Origin of the sequence: Streptosporangium saharense, assembly GCF_014203715.1 — a bacterium.
In the GTDB taxonomy this organism is placed as follows: domain Bacteria; phylum Actinomycetota; class Actinomycetes; order Streptosporangiales; family Streptosporangiaceae; genus Streptosporangium; species Streptosporangium saharense.
The window spans coordinates 1,023,143-1,037,773 of record NZ_JACHJP010000001.1 but is presented as its reverse complement, the minus strand read 5'-3'; the positions used below and the strand labels follow the sequence as shown (position 1 = coordinate 1,037,773).

At 71.9% G+C, this 14,631-nt stretch carries 15 protein-coding genes; 7 read left to right on the top strand and 8 right to left on the bottom strand.

Translation table 11 applies throughout. The features are described 5' to 3' along the window. Window positions 1-89: 89 nt before the first annotated feature. On the top strand, window positions 90-1,091 hold the full coding sequence (locus tag FHS44_RS05175; protein ID WP_184712687.1) for a hypothetical protein: 1,002 nt from the start codon (window positions 90-92) through the stop codon (window positions 1,089-1,091). Window positions 1,092-1,094: 3 nt separating this feature from the next. Here the strand turns inward: FHS44_RS05175 and FHS44_RS05170 are convergent, their stop codons facing one another. From FHS44_RS05170 to FHS44_RS05160, 3 genes are all read right to left on the bottom strand, one after another. Further along, window positions 1,095-1,448: a VOC family protein gene (locus FHS44_RS05170; RefSeq protein ID WP_184712686.1), complete on the bottom strand. Its 354-nt coding sequence runs from the start codon at window positions 1,446-1,448 to the stop codon at window positions 1,095-1,097. A 24-nt stretch (window positions 1,449-1,472) separates the two neighbouring features. Then, the gene (locus FHS44_RS05165) at window positions 1,473-3,206 is read right to left on the bottom strand and encodes a glycerol-3-phosphate dehydrogenase/oxidase (RefSeq protein ID WP_184712685.1); all 1,734 of its coding nucleotides are present in this window, start codon (window positions 3,204-3,206) and stop codon (window positions 1,473-1,475) included. 81 nt (window positions 3,207-3,287) lie between these two features. Then, window positions 3,288-4,166 (bottom strand): LysR family transcriptional regulator, encoded by an 879-nt coding sequence (locus FHS44_RS05160; protein ID WP_184712684.1) that lies wholly within the window; start codon window positions 4,164-4,166, stop codon window positions 3,288-3,290. Between the two features lie 79 nt (window positions 4,167-4,245). Here FHS44_RS05160 and FHS44_RS05155 point away from each other — a divergent pair, with 79 nt between their 5' ends. Further along, complete coding sequence (locus FHS44_RS05155; RefSeq protein ID WP_312863528.1) at window positions 4,246-5,151, top strand: EamA family transporter; 906 nt, start codon at window positions 4,246-4,248, stop codon at window positions 5,149-5,151. Next, a complete protein-coding gene (locus tag FHS44_RS05150) occupies window positions 5,148-5,780 on the top strand; it encodes an NAD(P)-dependent oxidoreductase (RefSeq protein WP_184712683.1) in 633 nt (210 codons plus the stop codon). The genes FHS44_RS05155 and FHS44_RS05150 overlap by 4 nt, the downstream gene beginning before the upstream one ends. Here the strand turns inward: FHS44_RS05150 and FHS44_RS05145 are convergent. From FHS44_RS05145 to FHS44_RS05125, 5 genes are all read right to left on the bottom strand, one after another. Beyond that, window positions 5,774-6,478: a DUF5710 domain-containing protein gene (locus FHS44_RS05145; protein ID WP_184712682.1), complete on the bottom strand. Its 705-nt coding sequence runs from the start codon at window positions 6,476-6,478 to the stop codon at window positions 5,774-5,776. The two genes, FHS44_RS05150 and FHS44_RS05145, sit on opposite strands and share 7 nt — an antisense overlap. Before the next feature lie 79 nt (window positions 6,479-6,557). Continuing rightward, the gene (locus tag FHS44_RS05140; RefSeq protein ID WP_221460336.1) at window positions 6,558-7,100 is read right to left on the bottom strand and encodes a hypothetical protein; all 543 of its coding nucleotides are present in this window, start codon (window positions 7,098-7,100) and stop codon (window positions 6,558-6,560) included. Between the two features lie 4 nt (window positions 7,101-7,104). Beyond that, window positions 7,105-8,235, bottom strand: a complete 1,131-nt coding sequence (locus FHS44_RS05135) for a hypothetical protein (protein ID WP_221460335.1) — start codon at window positions 8,233-8,235, stop codon at window positions 7,105-7,107. Between the two features lie 27 nt (window positions 8,236-8,262). Then, the gene (locus FHS44_RS05130; RefSeq protein WP_184712681.1) at window positions 8,263-8,667 is read right to left on the bottom strand and encodes a FixH family protein; all 405 of its coding nucleotides are present in this window, start codon (window positions 8,665-8,667) and stop codon (window positions 8,263-8,265) included. Then, a complete protein-coding gene (locus tag FHS44_RS05125; RefSeq protein WP_221460334.1) occupies window positions 8,664-10,142 on the bottom strand; it encodes a DUF8832 domain-containing protein in 1,479 nt (492 codons plus the stop codon). Before FHS44_RS05125 ends, FHS44_RS05130 begins: the two co-directional genes overlap by 4 nt. A gap of 151 nt (window positions 10,143-10,293) precedes the next feature. On the opposite strand from FHS44_RS05125, the gene FHS44_RS05120 reads away from it, so the two are divergent. The 4 genes from FHS44_RS05120 (at window position 10,294) to FHS44_RS05105 (ending at window position 14,518) form a co-directional block, all read left to right on the top strand. Beyond that, window positions 10,294-11,499 (top strand): sensor histidine kinase, encoded by a 1,206-nt coding sequence (locus FHS44_RS05120; RefSeq protein ID WP_184712680.1) that lies wholly within the window; start codon window positions 10,294-10,296, stop codon window positions 11,497-11,499. Window positions 11,500-11,590: 91 nt separating this feature from the next. Continuing rightward, on the top strand, window positions 11,591-11,914 hold the full coding sequence (locus FHS44_RS05115; RefSeq protein ID WP_184712679.1) for an ArsR/SmtB family transcription factor: 324 nt from the start codon (window positions 11,591-11,593) through the stop codon (window positions 11,912-11,914). Beyond that, window positions 11,911-12,132 (top strand): hypothetical protein, encoded by a 222-nt coding sequence (locus FHS44_RS05110; protein ID WP_184712678.1) that lies wholly within the window; start codon window positions 11,911-11,913, stop codon window positions 12,130-12,132. Before FHS44_RS05115 ends, FHS44_RS05110 begins: the two co-directional genes overlap by 4 nt. 184 nt (window positions 12,133-12,316) lie before the next feature. After that, window positions 12,317-14,518 (top strand): MMPL family transporter, encoded by a 2,202-nt coding sequence (locus FHS44_RS05105; RefSeq protein ID WP_184712677.1) that lies wholly within the window; start codon window positions 12,317-12,319, stop codon window positions 14,516-14,518. The last annotated feature ends 113 nt before the right edge of the window (window positions 14,519-14,631 follow it).

Genomic DNA, 14,631 nt, shown 5'->3' with positions numbered 1-14,631 from the left:
CCCGCTCCCTCTGAGGACCTCGATGTCGAGGTCGACGTCATGAGAACGTGCCTTCCCAGGCGCGTCCTCCCGTCATGCTCGGAGGGGCCATGCACCTCGGCGATCTCGCCGCCTCCCGTTCTTCGGTCGCCTTCCCCGTCTACCACGCGCTGATCTCCCCCACGCTGCGGGACCTGATCCGGGGGCCGCTGCGCAGGGCCAGGCACGGTGGCCGTCCCTGCACCGGGGTCAGCGGGACACACTGGTGCGACGAGTGCGAGCAGGAGACCGACGACCGTCTGCTCGACGGATACGTTCCCCTCCGCCGGACACTGGCCGGAGACCCGCCCCGCACCCGGACGGGCGAACCGGTGCGCGAGCTGGAGACCGTCGCCCGCTGGGTGACCTCCCCCGAGGCCGCCCGCCAGGACGTCCACCGGGTGGCCCGCCTGATCCGCGACCGGCCCCGCGGCGAGGAGCCCGCCGCGATCCGCGCGGCCCGCGCCCAGCTCGTCCACTACCCGCTGCGCAGCCTGGAGGCGCGGGTGCGCCGCGACATCGCGACGGCCCGGGGAGCCTCGGCCAAGCCGTCGCGCGACCTGAGGGAGACGGCCTGGGCCGCGCCGCTGCGCGAGGACCCGGTCGCCTTCGCCCTGCTGACCGACGCGGTCGTACGGCTGCGCGGCGTCACGTGCGACCTGTACGCCGTCCCCACGACATTGCTCGACGAGCACGGGCTGGAGGCGCGGACCGCGCGGAAGCTGCTGCGCGCGACCCTGGAACGGCTACGTGAGCTGCGTCCCGCCTTCTACACGGCCAACGTGGCCGTCCACCTCGGGATGCCCCTCCTCCCCTGCGACCATCCGCCGACCCCGGAGGAGGTGGTCATCCGTGGCGAGGAGGAACGGCAGGCCCGCACGATCCTGGCCATGCTGCTCAACGACGGCCGCTCGCGGTACCGGTCGCTGGTCGAGGGGGTCCGCGCCGCCGTCCCGGAAAGCGGCCCGGAACTGGTCGCACGAGCCGCCCATGACCTCGGCATCACCCCGGTGGCCGCGGAGAGGTTCGTCAGGACCCTCGCCCGGCTGATCTCCCGCGCGAACCTCCCCTGACCCTCAACTGGGTTGCCACAGTTCGATGCGGTTGCCCTCGGGGTCGGTGACCCAGCCGAAGCTGCCTACGCCCTCCATGGTCTGGGTCTCCTCGGCCACGTCCGCTCCCCTGGCGCGGAGCTGTGCGAGCATCGCGTCCAGGTCGCGGACACGGAAGTTGAGCATCGTCTGCTGGGCGCGGGAGCCGAAGTAGTCGGTCTCGGCCTCGAAGGCCGCGAACACCGTCACCCCGGTCTCCTGGCGCCACAGGCCGTTCTCGTCGGTGTCCAGTCCCAGGCAGTCGCGGTACCACGCGCCCAGCGCCACCGGATCGACGGCCCGCAGAAAGTATCCGCCGATCCCAAGCACATGTTCCATGGCGCCATCTTGCCAGGAGGGCCGTCACGAGGCGGGGCCCACGACCGGGACGATCTCTGGGGCGCCCAGGCGGATGGCGTCGGCTTCCTGGTCGGTGTCCTGTTCCTGGGAGAGGCGTTCGGCCTCGATCCGCTTGGTGTAGTGCTCGATCTCGCGTTTGATCTGTTCGGCGTCCCAGCCGAGTGGTCCTGCGAGCAGTTCGGCGGCCTCCTCCGCCACGGCCAGGCCGCGGTGGAAGGTCTCGATCGAGATGTGGGTGCGCCGGGACAGCGCGTCGTTCAGGTGCCGTGCCCCCTCGTGGGTGGCCGCGTGGACGATCTCGGCCCTGAGGTAGTCGTCGGCCCCGGTCAGCGGGAGCGCCAGCGAGGGGTCGCGTTCGATCAGCATGATGATCTCGTCGATCAGCGAGCCGTACCGCTGGAGCAGGTGTTCGATCCTGGCCACGTGCAGGCCGGAGGAGGCGGCGAGGCGCTGGCGGGAGTTCCACAGGGCCTGGTAGCCCTCGGCCCCGGCTAGCGGGATGCGGTCGGTGCACGACGGCGGGACGCGCTGGTCGAGGCCGTGGGCGACGGCGTCCACGGCGTCCCTGGCCATGACGCGGTAGGTGGTGTACTTCCCCCCGGCCACCATGACCAGGCCGGGGACCGGGTGGGCGACGACGTGTTCCCTGGAGAGCTTGGAGGTCTCCTCCGACTCGCCCGACAGCAGGGGCCGCAGCCCGGCGTAGACGCCCTCGACGTCGTCGCGGGTCAGCGGGACCGCCAGCACCTCGTTGACGTGTTCGAGCACGTAGTCGATGTCGGAGCGGGAGGCGGCCGGGTGCGCCCTGTCCAGGTCCCAGCGGGTGTCGGTGGTCCCGATGATCCAGTGACGGCCCCAGGGGATCACGAAAAGTACGGACTTCTCGGTGCGCAGGATGATCCCGGTGAGCGAGTGGATCCTGTCGCGTGGGACGACCAGGTGGATGCCCTTGGAGGCGCGGACGTGGATCTGGCCGCGTCCGCCGACCAGTTCCTGGATGTCGTCGGTCCACACGCCGGTGGCGTTGACGACCTGGCGGGCCCGTACGTCGAACTCGACGCCGCCTTCCAGGTCGAGTGCCCTGACGCCGGTGACCCGCTCCCCCTCGCGCAGGAAGCCGACCACCTGGACGCGTGAGGCGACCTCGGCGCCGTAGGTCGAGGCGGTCCGCAGCATGGTCATCACGTAGCGGGCGTCGTCCACCTGCGCGTCCCAGTACTGCACCGCCCCGGAGAAGGCGGCGCGGCGCAGCGCGGGCGCCAGCCGCAGCGCCCGTCTGCGGGACAGGTGCCGGTGGCCGGGGACGCCCCGGGTGAACCCGAGGGAGAAGCCCAGCGTGTCGTACAGCGTCAGGCCCGCCCCGACGTAGGGCCGCTCCCAGCCCAGGTGGGTCAGCGGGAACAGGAACGGCACCGGCCTGACCAGGTGGGGCGCGATCCGCTGCAGCAGCAGGGCCCGTTCCTGGAGCGCCTCCCTGACGAGGTCGAAGTTGAGCTGTTCCAGATAGCGCAGCCCGCCGTGGATCAGTTTGGACGACCGGGAGGAGGTCCCCGAGGCGAAGTCGCGGGCTTCGAGGAGTCCCACGGTCAGTCCCCGGGTCGCCGCGTCGAGGGCGACCCCGGCGCCGACGACTCCGCCGCCGATCACCACCACGTCGAGTTCCTGGGCGGCCATCCGCCGCAGTGCCGTGGCCCGCTCGGCGGGGCCGAGCCGAGCCGTGCCCATTCGCGCCGTCATGTGCATCCCCCCGGGGTACGGGTCACCGGCTTGCTCTCCGGTACCTACCCCCTCATTCCACCCGTTACTACCGACCAGTAGCTATTCGCCCGACGTGACGCCGAGGATGTCGAGGAACGCCGCCGCGGCGGGAGTGTGGCCGGAGCGGCGCCAGATGACGTATTCGATGCGGTTCGGCGCATCGGTGACCTCGATGGTCACCACCCCCGTGAGCTGGGGCACGTAGGTGCTGGGGAGCATGGACACCGCCAGCCCTGGGCCGACGAGCCGGGTGACGTAGTCGGCGGTGGTCACCTCGAAGGCCACGTCCCGGCTGAGTCCCGCGGCGGCGAAGGCCTGGTCGGACTGGACGCGTCCCGCCGTCCCCGCGGGAAAGTCCACGAACACCTCGCGGGAGAGCCTGCGGAGGGTGACCGTCGGTTCCGCGGCGAGGGGGTGGCCGGGCGCGACCACCGCGACGAGCCGGTCCCGGGCCAGTTCCCGTACGGCGACGCCTTCGGGCCGCGCCGTGGTCGGCAGCCCGAGGAAGGCCACGTCGTCCACGCCCTGCCTGACCTGCTCGGTGAGGTCCTCGCTGGCGCCGACCCGCAGGTTGATCCGCACGTGCGGGTAGCGCTCGCGGAAGACGCGCAGCGCCTCCGGGATGTCCACCGCGGCCACGGTGGGGATCAGGCCGACCGCGAGCCGTCCGCGCACCTCCCCGACGGCTGCGGCGACCTCGGCCGCGGCCCGGTCCGCGGCGTCAAGACACTGACGGGCGGCGGGCAGGAACGCCTCACCGGCGGGCGTCAGCCGTACGCGACGGCTGGTGCGTTCGAAGAGGCGGGCGCCGAGTTCCCGCTCCAGGCGGGCGATCTGGTGGCTGAGGGCCGACTGGACGACCAGGCACCGTTCGGCGGCCCGGGTGAAGCTGTTCGTCTCGGCGACGGCGACGACGTAGCGCATTTGCTGGAGCTCCATGAATCCATCTTGATTCACGATGGATGAGCTGACAAACATGTGTTGGACTCATCAATAGTCGCGCGGCGAGACTGCGAAAGTGTCAAATTTCGGAAATCTGCCGCGTACGGTCCTGACCGCGCTCGCGCCCCTGGTGTGGGGCACGACCTACGTCGTCACGACCGAGCTTCTCCCGCAGGGCCACCCCCTGTTCGCGGGGCTGCTGCGCGCGCTGCCCGCCGGCCTGGTCGCGCTGGCGATCACCAGGACGCTGCCGCGCGGAGCCTGGTGGGGCAAGGCCGCGGTGCTCGGCGTGCTGAACATCGGGCTGTTCCTGCCGCTGCTGTTCGTCGCGGCCGAGCGGCTGCCCGGCGGCGTCGCGGCGACCCTGGGGGCGGCCCAGCCGCTCGTCGTCGCCGTCCTCGCCGTGACGGTCCTGCGGGAGAGCCCCTCGGCCCGGCGCGTTCTGTGGGGGATCGTGGGCGTCGTCGGCGTCGGCCTCGTGGTGATCGGGCCGAACGCGGCGCTCGACGTCACCGGGGTGGTCGCGGGTCTCGCGGGCGCGGTCACGATGGCGCTCGGCGTGACGCTCACCAAGCGCTGGGGACGGCCAGAAGGGGTCGGCGCGACCGCCTTCGCCGGGTGGCAGCTCGCCGCGGGAGGCCTGTTCCTGGTCCCGATCACGTTCCTCGTCGAGGGGGCGCCCCCGGCGATCGACCTGGCCGCGGGCCTCGGTTACCTCTGGCTCGGGCTGGTCGGCGGCCTCATCTCCTACGCCCTGTGGTTCCACGGCATCACCGTCCTGCCCGTCACCTCCGTCGCGGTTCTCGGCCTGCTCTCGCCGCTGGTCGCCGCCGTTCTCGGTGTCGTACTGCTCGGCCAGACGCTCGGCCCGGTCCAGATCGCGGGGTTCGGGCTCTCCCTCGCCGCGATCGTCGCGGGCCAGCTCCCCGGCCCCGTCCGTCCACGCTCCGCCGTACCGCCCCTGGAAAGGACACTCTCATGAAGATCGTCATCGTCGGAGCCGCGGGAATGGTCGGCTCACGCGTCGTCACCGAGGCCGCGGGCCGAGGCCACGACCTCGTCGCCGTGTTCAGGAGGAACAGGCCCGCCGCCCTGCCGCCGGGGGTGACCGCCGTCGTGGGCGACGCCGACGATCCGGGGCACATGGGTGAGCTGTTCGACGGCGCCGACGCGGTCGTGGCCGCGACCCGGCCCGCCCCCGGGCAGGAGCACACGGTCGCGGCGACCACGACGGCCCTGCTCGACGCCGCCGCGAAGGCGGGGACACGCGTCCTCGTCGTCGGCGGGGCCTCTCCCCTGCGGACCCCGGGCAACCCCGGCCTGCTCGTGCTCGACAACCCGGACTACGTGCCCGGGGAGATCCGTACCATCGCCGCGGCCAGCGCCGTCCAGTTGGACACCTGCCTGGCGCACCCGGCCGACTGGGTCTATCTCAGCCCGCCCGCCCTCCTCGAACCGGGGACGCGCACCGGGGCATATCGACGGGGGACGACCACCCTCATCGCCGACGCCGACGGCACCTCCCGGATCTCCGCCGAGGATCTGGCGGTCGCCGTACTCGACGAGCTGGAGAACCCCGGCGGGCACCGGCACTTCACCGTCGGCTACTGACGGACGCCCCGGAGCCGTCGCTCCGCCTGGCGGACCCTGGCCCCGGCCTCGGGGGGCGTGGCCAGGGTGACCCCGGCGTCGGTGAGGATGCTCAGGTCCAGGGTCCAGGTGGTGGCCGAACGGGAGTGCCACTCGGCGAACGCGGCGTCGATGTGGGCGTCGGCCTCGTCGGCGCTCATCCCGGTGACGGCCCGCAGGTGGGCGACGGCCTGGACCTCCCTGCCCTGGATCTGCGCCAGGCCCATATGGGTGACGGTGTGACAGTCGGTGCACAGGCACACCAACCGGCGCAGGGTCTGGACGCGGGCCGCCTTGTCGTAGGACCAGCGCTCGTGGGCCTCAAGCCAGCGCTGGACGGCCCGGTCCTCGCCCCGGCCGCAGATCTCGCAGCGGTGCCCGGCGCGGCGGGTGATCATCCGGCGCAGCCGTTCCCAGTCACGCTGGTCCACGCAGGAACGCACGTTGGTGAACCAGCACGAGGTGGGGACCAGATCGACGAACAGGCCGGAGCCGAAGGCGCGGTCCTCCCCGGGCAGCAGGTCGGGCACGTCCGGCAGCGCCGTCCAGCGTTCCAACCCGGTCATACCGGTCTGGGGCGCGTACCACCTCCTGGCGGTCGGGTCCCACCGAGCACCCAACGCCTTGGCCTCGTCCTTCTCGTTGTAGGGGACGTCCAGCCAGAGCCGTTCGACAGCCATGTGTGATCTCCGTTCGGGGGTGAAGGCTCACCTGCCATCGGATCACGCCGCATCCTGCCTGTCAGTCACATTTCTGGATCTATACCCCCTCAGGGACAATCCCTCTGGTACGGCGCCACGCCACCGCGAGCAGCGCGATCAGCGCCCAAAGAGGGATGGTCCCGATCGACCAGCTCAGGGCCATCGGCGGCCCCGGCTGCGGCAGCACCTGGATGTCCTTCGTGACGCCCTCACCCCGACCCGCGGGCCCCTCGACGGCGAAGGTGAACTTCCAACCGCCCTCGGCGGGCAGGGCCACGGTGTCCATGCCCCACACCTCGCGCTTGCGCGGATGCCTGGCCATCCTGGTCCGGTGCGCGTGACCGTCGGGACCGGTCATGGTGACGGTGCCGCGCTTGCCGGTGATCCCGTCGTCGGGAGTGAAGGTGAAGTCCAGCGACTGCATGGCCCGCAGCGGCCAGACGCTGAACCCCACGGTGATGCCGTACGGCCCGGCCTGGACGCGTTCGGTGTGCACGGTCTCGACCGGCGGATAGGCCAGGGCCGGGGTCGCGCTCACCAGGACCAGGCCGGTCGCGGCCAGCACCGCCGCGACGCCTCTTCGTGAGAAGGGAGAGAACACGGGGTTACCTGCTTTCCCGCATCGCGCGCAGCATGACGGCGAAGCGACGGCCGAGGAACCCGGCCAGGGCTCCGAGGACGGCACCCAGGACGATCGTGGGCACCAGGTCGCCGAACGGCGGTATCGAGTACCCGTAGACCAGGGCCGACTGCGCCAGCCCGCAGACCGTCACGAGCGCCCCGACCAGAAAACCTCCAAGCGGCGCGGCCAGCCGTCCCGCGCGGCCCGCGAACCGCATGATCCCCCAGGTCAGCGCGGCGGCCACGAGCAGGGACATCGGCATCTGCGAGGGCACCAGCGGCGCCCCCATCACGTAGTCGCGCATCGGCAGATCGACGGCCACCGCGTACGCCCTGGTCGCCCACGGCGAGAACCACCACAGCAGGCCCTGGAGGAGCGCGAACACGACCCCGAACCCCAGGACAAGCCGGACGTTCCGCAGGAACCCCACGGCCGTGAACAGCACAAGCGTCGTCAGGAACGTGATGCCGACGGTGATCGCGTCGATCACGCCGCCCTCGAACTCCTCAAGCCCCTGTGCGGCCACCAGGCTGAAGGCCAGCATCACGGTGAGGGCGAGCACGACGCCGATCCTGCCCCAGGAGTGCTCCCCGGCCGCGGCGAAGACCATCACGGCGCCGACCATGCTCAGCGTGATCGACAGCAGCAGGCCGATGTGCGGGGGTGAGGCGATCACCGCGTCGAAGCCGTACAGACTGTGCCACCACAGGTCGAACAGACCGTAGAGCAGGAAGCCCGCGGAGCCGGTACCGGCGACGAGATAGCCGAGCGGCGCGGCGAAGGTTCCGCCGAACACCCGTACGGCCCGGCCCCCGACTGCCGCGTCCACCTCACGGTCACCGCGTTTCGCGGCGGTCGTCATGAGCACCACGGCCAAGCTGGCCAGCCCGGACAGGGCGCTGCCCGCGTACAGGAACAGGTGCGGCAGGGTGAAGAACGTGTCGGGCCCCACGTCGATGTGCCACTGGATGTCCCAGCTCGCGGCCGACAGCGAGAACGCCGCGCCGAGCAGGACGACGTAGGCGGGGACCCACCCCCTGGGCGCGGTGGTCGCACGGGCGGACGCGGGAGCGCGCCCCCTGATCGGCAACGCCCCGTCAGCGACGGTCATCATCTTCTCCTTTCGTCGTCTTCGCAGAAGTCACCCGGCCACCAGCACGGGGAAGGTGGCCCGGTCGGTCCCCTCTGGGCCGTGCATGAGCACCGTGAGCGCCCAGGCGCCCCCCATCGGCAGGGCCAGGCGCTCGGCCCGGTATCTCCCCGGCCCCTGGGCGACGGTCGTGACGGGTTCGAGGGCGTGGCCCATGTTCGTCATGACCGGTTCGACGGTGACGCTCCGCAGCGTCACCGGCCGCCCCCGCAGGTCGGCCACGTCGATCGTCACGGGCCCCGTCCCGGAACGCTCGACGGTGAGCCGTACCCGATAGTGCTCGGTCCCGCTGCGCAGCACCGTCGGCTCCGAACCGCCGCCCGGCCACAGCAGCCACAGCACGGCCCCGGCCAGTACGGCGGCGCAGCCGGCCGCCCACGTCCCCCGGCGCTTCATGGCGCACCAACGTCCAGCACGGCCGGTACGGTCACCAGCGCGTAGCCGCGTTCCACCTGCGCCCAGAGCCGGTAGCGCCCCGGCTCGGGGAAGGTGTGGGTGAAGCGCACCTCGGGCCCGAACGTCGCGACGGTCTCGTCGGGACGGCCCGCCGCGCCCCGGGGCACGGGGGCCATCGCGTGCGCGTGCCCCCACACCGGCGCGGTCTGCGCCGCGGTGCCGACCGGCGTGGCGTACGGCAGCGGCCCGACGACGATGAGGTGTCCCACCATGCCGAGCCAGGGCTGCAGGTCGGCGCGCTCCCCCACCTTGACGGTGATCGTGGTGGCCTCCCCGGCGGACGGCCGGGTCGCGGCGAGGTCGATCCGGACGCCGTCGATCTCCCGGGGACCGGGGCCGCCGGGCGTCGGCGCCGCCGCGACGGGCGTGGCGCCCTCGCCGACGTCCAGCCCGGCGGCCGAGCGGACCAGCTGCACACCGCCGCCGCGCCTGGCCACCTCCGCCGAGAGCGCGTAGTGGCCCGGCTCGGCCAGGACCAGGCCGACCCGGTAGTGCCCGGGACCGGTCATGACCGGGTGCAGGTGCCACAGGCGGCCGGACGGCGAGACCACCAGCAGGTGGACCAGCGCGTCGTCGTGGACGACCAGGTCCTCGACGGGCCGCCCTGTCGAGCCGTCCGTCAGCAGCAGGTCGAGGTCCGTGCGGCGTCCCGAGGTCTTCTCCGAGGCGCGGACCAGCATGTTCACCGGTGGCCGCGAGTAGTCGGCGTTCACCGGCCTGGCCGCCGTGTAGGGAGCCGTGACGTTGTCCACTGTCGCATCCACCTGGAGACCGGGCAGCGGGGGCTGCGGGGTGAGCGGGGACAGCGCCGCACCGGTCACCCCCGTGGCCAGGGCTGCAACCATCCCGCAGGCCGGGACCAGCGGAAGCCACCAGCGCCGCGACCACACCGCCGTGCCGAGCGCGAGCAGCAGCAGCCCGCCCGCCACCGAGAAGGCGGCGTAGGCGACCGTGTCGGGAGGCGACCTGACCGGGGCGGGCACGACGAACGGGATCCGCCCGCTGTCGTGGCCGTCGTCGACGGTCAGCTCCCACGGCCCCGGCCGGTCCACGCGCAGGGTCGCGCCGTACGAGGCGGGCGTGGGGCCCAGGACCAGCTCGCCCTCACTGACGACCGAGCCCGCGGCGGGCAGGTCGTCCTCGGCGCTGCTGACCCCGGTCGGGACCAGCCGCAGAACCAGCTTTCCCGGACCGGCCCCCGCGTGGGTGAGGACCTCGACGCGCAGCGGCCCCGGCACCTCGTCCACCCGGCGCAGGACGACCGACAGCTCACGGGTGCCCAGCGTCTGGGCGACGTGGAGGTCCTGTCCCGTGGGGGCGCCGTCGGCCAGCGCGGGCCGTTGACCGACCACCAGGATCATCAGCACAGCCACGATGACCGGCACGAGGAGCGCGCGGGGTCCGTAGGTTCTCATCGCGCCAGACGCTAATCGGGGCACACCCGGAATTTCGTCACCTGAGGGCGGGACCCGGGTCCCCCACGTGAGGGACCCGCATCCCTTCCCTCCCGGAGCGGGAGAAGGCAGCATGTCGTGGCCGGGTGAGGACCGACGAGGAGCGAGGGCCATGAGACGTGACGCCAGCCGGTCACTGGCCAACCAGTCGTTGCTGGTCGCGGCCGTGTGCATGGTGGCGGACGCGGGCGTGTTCCTGCTCCACGACCGGCCGACCGGCGTATGGCAGTACTGGACCGCGTTCCTCGCCGTCCTGGTGATCGACGCGGTGCTGGCCACCCCGCCCCGCTTCTCCGGCGCCGTCGCGGTGCTCCACGGCTTCTCCGTTTTGGTGCCCCCGCTGCTGTTCCCCGACGCCACCTGGCATCCGGTCGAGGCGGGTTTCCTGGTCGCGGGCTACCGCGCGGGGGCGTGGCTGCGCTCGACGCAGGCGTGGGCCGCGCTCGCGGTGCTGGCGGCCGGGGTCACGGGAAGCCATCTGCTGGCCGGGAACCTCTGCCGTCCGACGAGCCTGGTCGTCCTGGGGATCGACCTCACCGCCAGGGTGCTGCTGCCCTGGCTGGTCGGGCGCTACACGACCGAGCGGCGCGCCTACATCGCCGAGCTGGAACGGCAGGCGGAGCTGCGGCGCCACGACGAGCGGGCGGCGGTGCAGCGGGCCGTCGCCGAGGAGCGCAGCGCCATCGCCAGGGACCTGCACGACGTGATCTCCCACCACGTCAGCGCGATCGGCATGCACGCGGGCGCGGCCAGGCTCGGGCTCGGCTCTCCGTCCGGCGACGACACCGAGGACCGGGCCTACCGCTCGCTGTCGGCCGTCGAGTCGAGCAGCCGCGCGGCCATGGCCGACCTGCGCAAACTGCTGGCGATCCTGCACGGCGACGAGACCGAGACCGGGCGGCGCCAGCCCGGCCTGAACAACCTCGACGAGCTGCTCGACGGCGTGCGGGCCGCAGGGCTGAAGGTCACGCTGACGACCCACGGCTCACCCCGTGAGCTGCCGGGCTCGCTCGACGTCGCGGTGTACCGGGTCGCGCAGGAGGCCCTGACCAACGCCCTGCGGCACGGCCGGGGCGAGAGCGTCGGCGTCGAGATCGAGTACCGCGAGACCGAGGCGGTCGTGACCGTGACCAACCAGCTCGGCGAGCGGGAGGGACCCGTCGAGCAGCGGAGTTCGCCGCACCGGGGCCTGGCCGGGATCAGGCAGCGGGTCGCGCTGTTCGGCGGCCGGATCACCTACGGCGTGCAGCCCGACGGCAGGCACTGGCAGATCAGAGCCAGCTTCCCCCTCGAACAGTCCCGCCCCCCAGAGGGATAAAACCGGCGAACACATGTAAGATGTAAATTACAGGTGAAAGTCGGTTGATGGGAGTTGGACGCTGACCAGTGAGGAACTGCTGAGGACGCTCATGGCCGTCGGCCATCCGCAGCGGCTCAGAATCATCGCCGAGCTTTCCTCGGGACGGCTGCACGTCAGTGAGCTGGCCCGGCGGCTGGGCATCTCGCGGCCTCTGCTCTACATGCATCTCCAGCGACTGGAGGAGGCCGGGATGGTCACCGGTGAGCTGGAGCTCTCCCCCGAGGGAAAGGCGATGAAGTTCCACGAGCTGGTGCCGTTCAGGGTCCACGTCACCGTGGACACGGTCCTCGACGCTCTCCGCGCGGACGAAGCAGCCAAAGCGGCCGAGGCGGCCGACCAGGAAGGACCAGACGACGTGCAGGAGAGCAAATGACGAAGGAAACACTTCTCCCTCTGGGGGTCATCCTGATCTGCACCGTGGGCATCACGGTGGCCTTCGTGCTCAGCGCCAGGCTGTACCGGGCGGCCATGGCGGAGTATCGAGCGGCCGTCGACCGGATGACCAGGCAGCAGGACCAGATGACCACCCAGCTCACCGAACTGAACGGCCGGGTCGCGGAGATCGAGCGCATCCTGCGCAGCGTCGGCTGACCCGTCCCCCGATGTCCCTCCGACCATGAGTACGGGGACGGCGAGTGCCAGCTCGCCGCCCCCGTGAAGGAAGTCGCGCGACCACGCCGTTTCCGGCGTGCCTTCATGCGCACGTACCCCCACAGAAAGGAGAGCAGTTCATGCTGCTCCCACGCAAATCCATCCGCCCGTACGGCACGCGCCCATGAGCGTCGTGCGCGTGGCCGCCTGGAGCGCGGCCCACCCCTGGCGGGCGATCATCGGCTGGCTGGTGTTCGTCGTGCTGTGCCTGGGCGCCGGGATCGCGGCCGGCACCCGCAACGCGGGCACCGAGGACTACTGGATCGGCGAGGCCGGACGCGCCGAGGAGATCGCGACCAGCGCGGGCCTTGAGCGCAGGCCCGTCGAGTACGTCCTGATCAGGCCGGGAAGGGAGACGTCCACCCAGGCCGCCGCGCGGGACGTCACCGCACGCATGAAGCGGCTCCCCGAGGTCGAGAACGTCGGCCCTCCGGCCCGCTCGGCCGACGGCACGACGCTCCTGATCGCCGTGACGATGAAGGGCCCCGAGCTCGACGCCCGGCAGCACGTCGACCCACTGCTCGCGCAGACCGCCGAGGTCCAGCGCGACCATCCCGGCCTGGTCGTCGAACAGACAGGAAGCGCCTCCATCAGCAAGGGCGTCAACCAGCAGCGCGGCGAGGACCTCGCGCTCTCCGAGGCCATCTCGTTCCCGGTCACGCTGGTCACCCTGCTCGTGGTGTTCGGCTCGGTGCTGATGGCCGCGGTGCCGCTGCTGCTGGCGCTGTCGTCGATCGCCGCCATGGGATTGTCGATGCTGGTCTCACACCTGTTGCCGGACGCCGGGGTCGGCAACAACGTGATCCTGCTGATCGGCATGGCCGTCGGCGTTGACTACACGCTCTTCTACCTCAAGCGCGAACGCGAGGAACGGGCCCGCGCGGGCGGACGGCTCAGCCCCCGGGCCGTGGTCGAACTGGCCGCGGCCACCTCGGGGCGGGCGGTGGTGGTCTCCGGGCTCGCCGTGCTCGTCTCGACCGCCACGCTCTATCTCGCCGCCGACGTCGTGTTCTCCTCCCTGGCCACGGGCACCGTGCTCGTCGTGCTGGTCGCGATGGCCAGCTCGGTGACCGTGCTTCCCGCGCTGCTCGTCAGGATCGGGCAGCGCGCCGAACGCAGGGCCGAGCGCAGGGCCCTGCGTGGCCTGCCGCCGCGTCGCGGCCGGGAGCGCGGGGCGGGCGGTGAACGGCTGTGGCGGACGCTGCTGCGGCCCGCTGACCGGCACCCCGTGCTCACCCTGGTCGTCGCCGTCCTGGTGATGATCGTCCTGGCCCTGCCCGCGCTGGGCATGGAGCTGCGCGTGCTCAACCGGGACAGCCACTCCCGGGAGATCCCGGCGCTGCGGATCCACGACCGGATGACGACCGCCTTCCCCGAGCTGCGGACCCTGCACCAGGTCGTCGTACGCGACGGGCAGGGCCGTACGGAAGAGGTCGGCCAGGCGTTGCGGGAGCTCGGCAGGCGGGCCCACGCCGACCCGCTGTTCGCGCGGAACGCCCCGGCCGACATCCGCGTCTCGGCCGACGGCCGGGTCAGCGTGCTCGAACTGGCCGTGCCGTACCGGCTGAGCTCGCCGGAGGCGGAACGCTCCCTGGACCGGATCCGTGACGACTACCTGCCCGCGACGGTCGGCGCGATCGAGGGGGTCGAGGCCGCCGTCACCGGGGACGCGGCGCGCAACGTGGACGACCTCGACCACGTGAACGGGAAGCTGCCGCTGGTGGCCGGGCTCCTGCTGCTGGTCACCCTGGTCATGACGATGATCGTGTTCCGCTCGGTGACGCTGGGGCTGCTCGGGGTGCTGCTCAACTCGCTGTCGGCCGCGGCCTCGTTCGGGCTGGTCGTGGTGTTCTTCCAGTACGGCCTGGCGACGACGCTGTTCGGGTTCGATCCCAGCGCGACCAGCGCGATCGGCTCCCGGGTGCCGCTGTTCCTCCTGGTGATCCTGTTCGGGCTCTCGATGGACTACCAGGTGTTCGTGGTCAGCCGTATCCGCGAGCGGGCCGCCGCGGGGGTGCCGACCCGGCAGGCCGTTCTCGACGGCATCGCCGGCTCGGCGGGCGTGGTGACCAGCGCCGCGATCGTCATGGTCACGGTGTTCGCCGGGTTCGTGTTCCTGCACCTGGCCGAGATGAAGCAGATCGGCTTCAGCCTCGCGGTCGCCGTGCTGCTCGACGCCTTCGTCATCCGCACCACGATCCTGCCCGCGGCCATGATCGCGCTCGGCCGGTGGAACTGGTGGCCCGCCCCCCTGTTCCGGCAGGTCCACGGCGTACGGCACGCCGCCCCGGGTGGGCACGCGCTGACGGTCACGCGGGAGCCGTAGGAGAGGTTCGTCCGCTGGATCCGGAGATCACCATCGGGGGCCGGATCCAGCGACGATATCCGGAAATTTCTCCATGTAGCGGTTAGGGCCAGAAAAACCCTGGCATCGGGAGA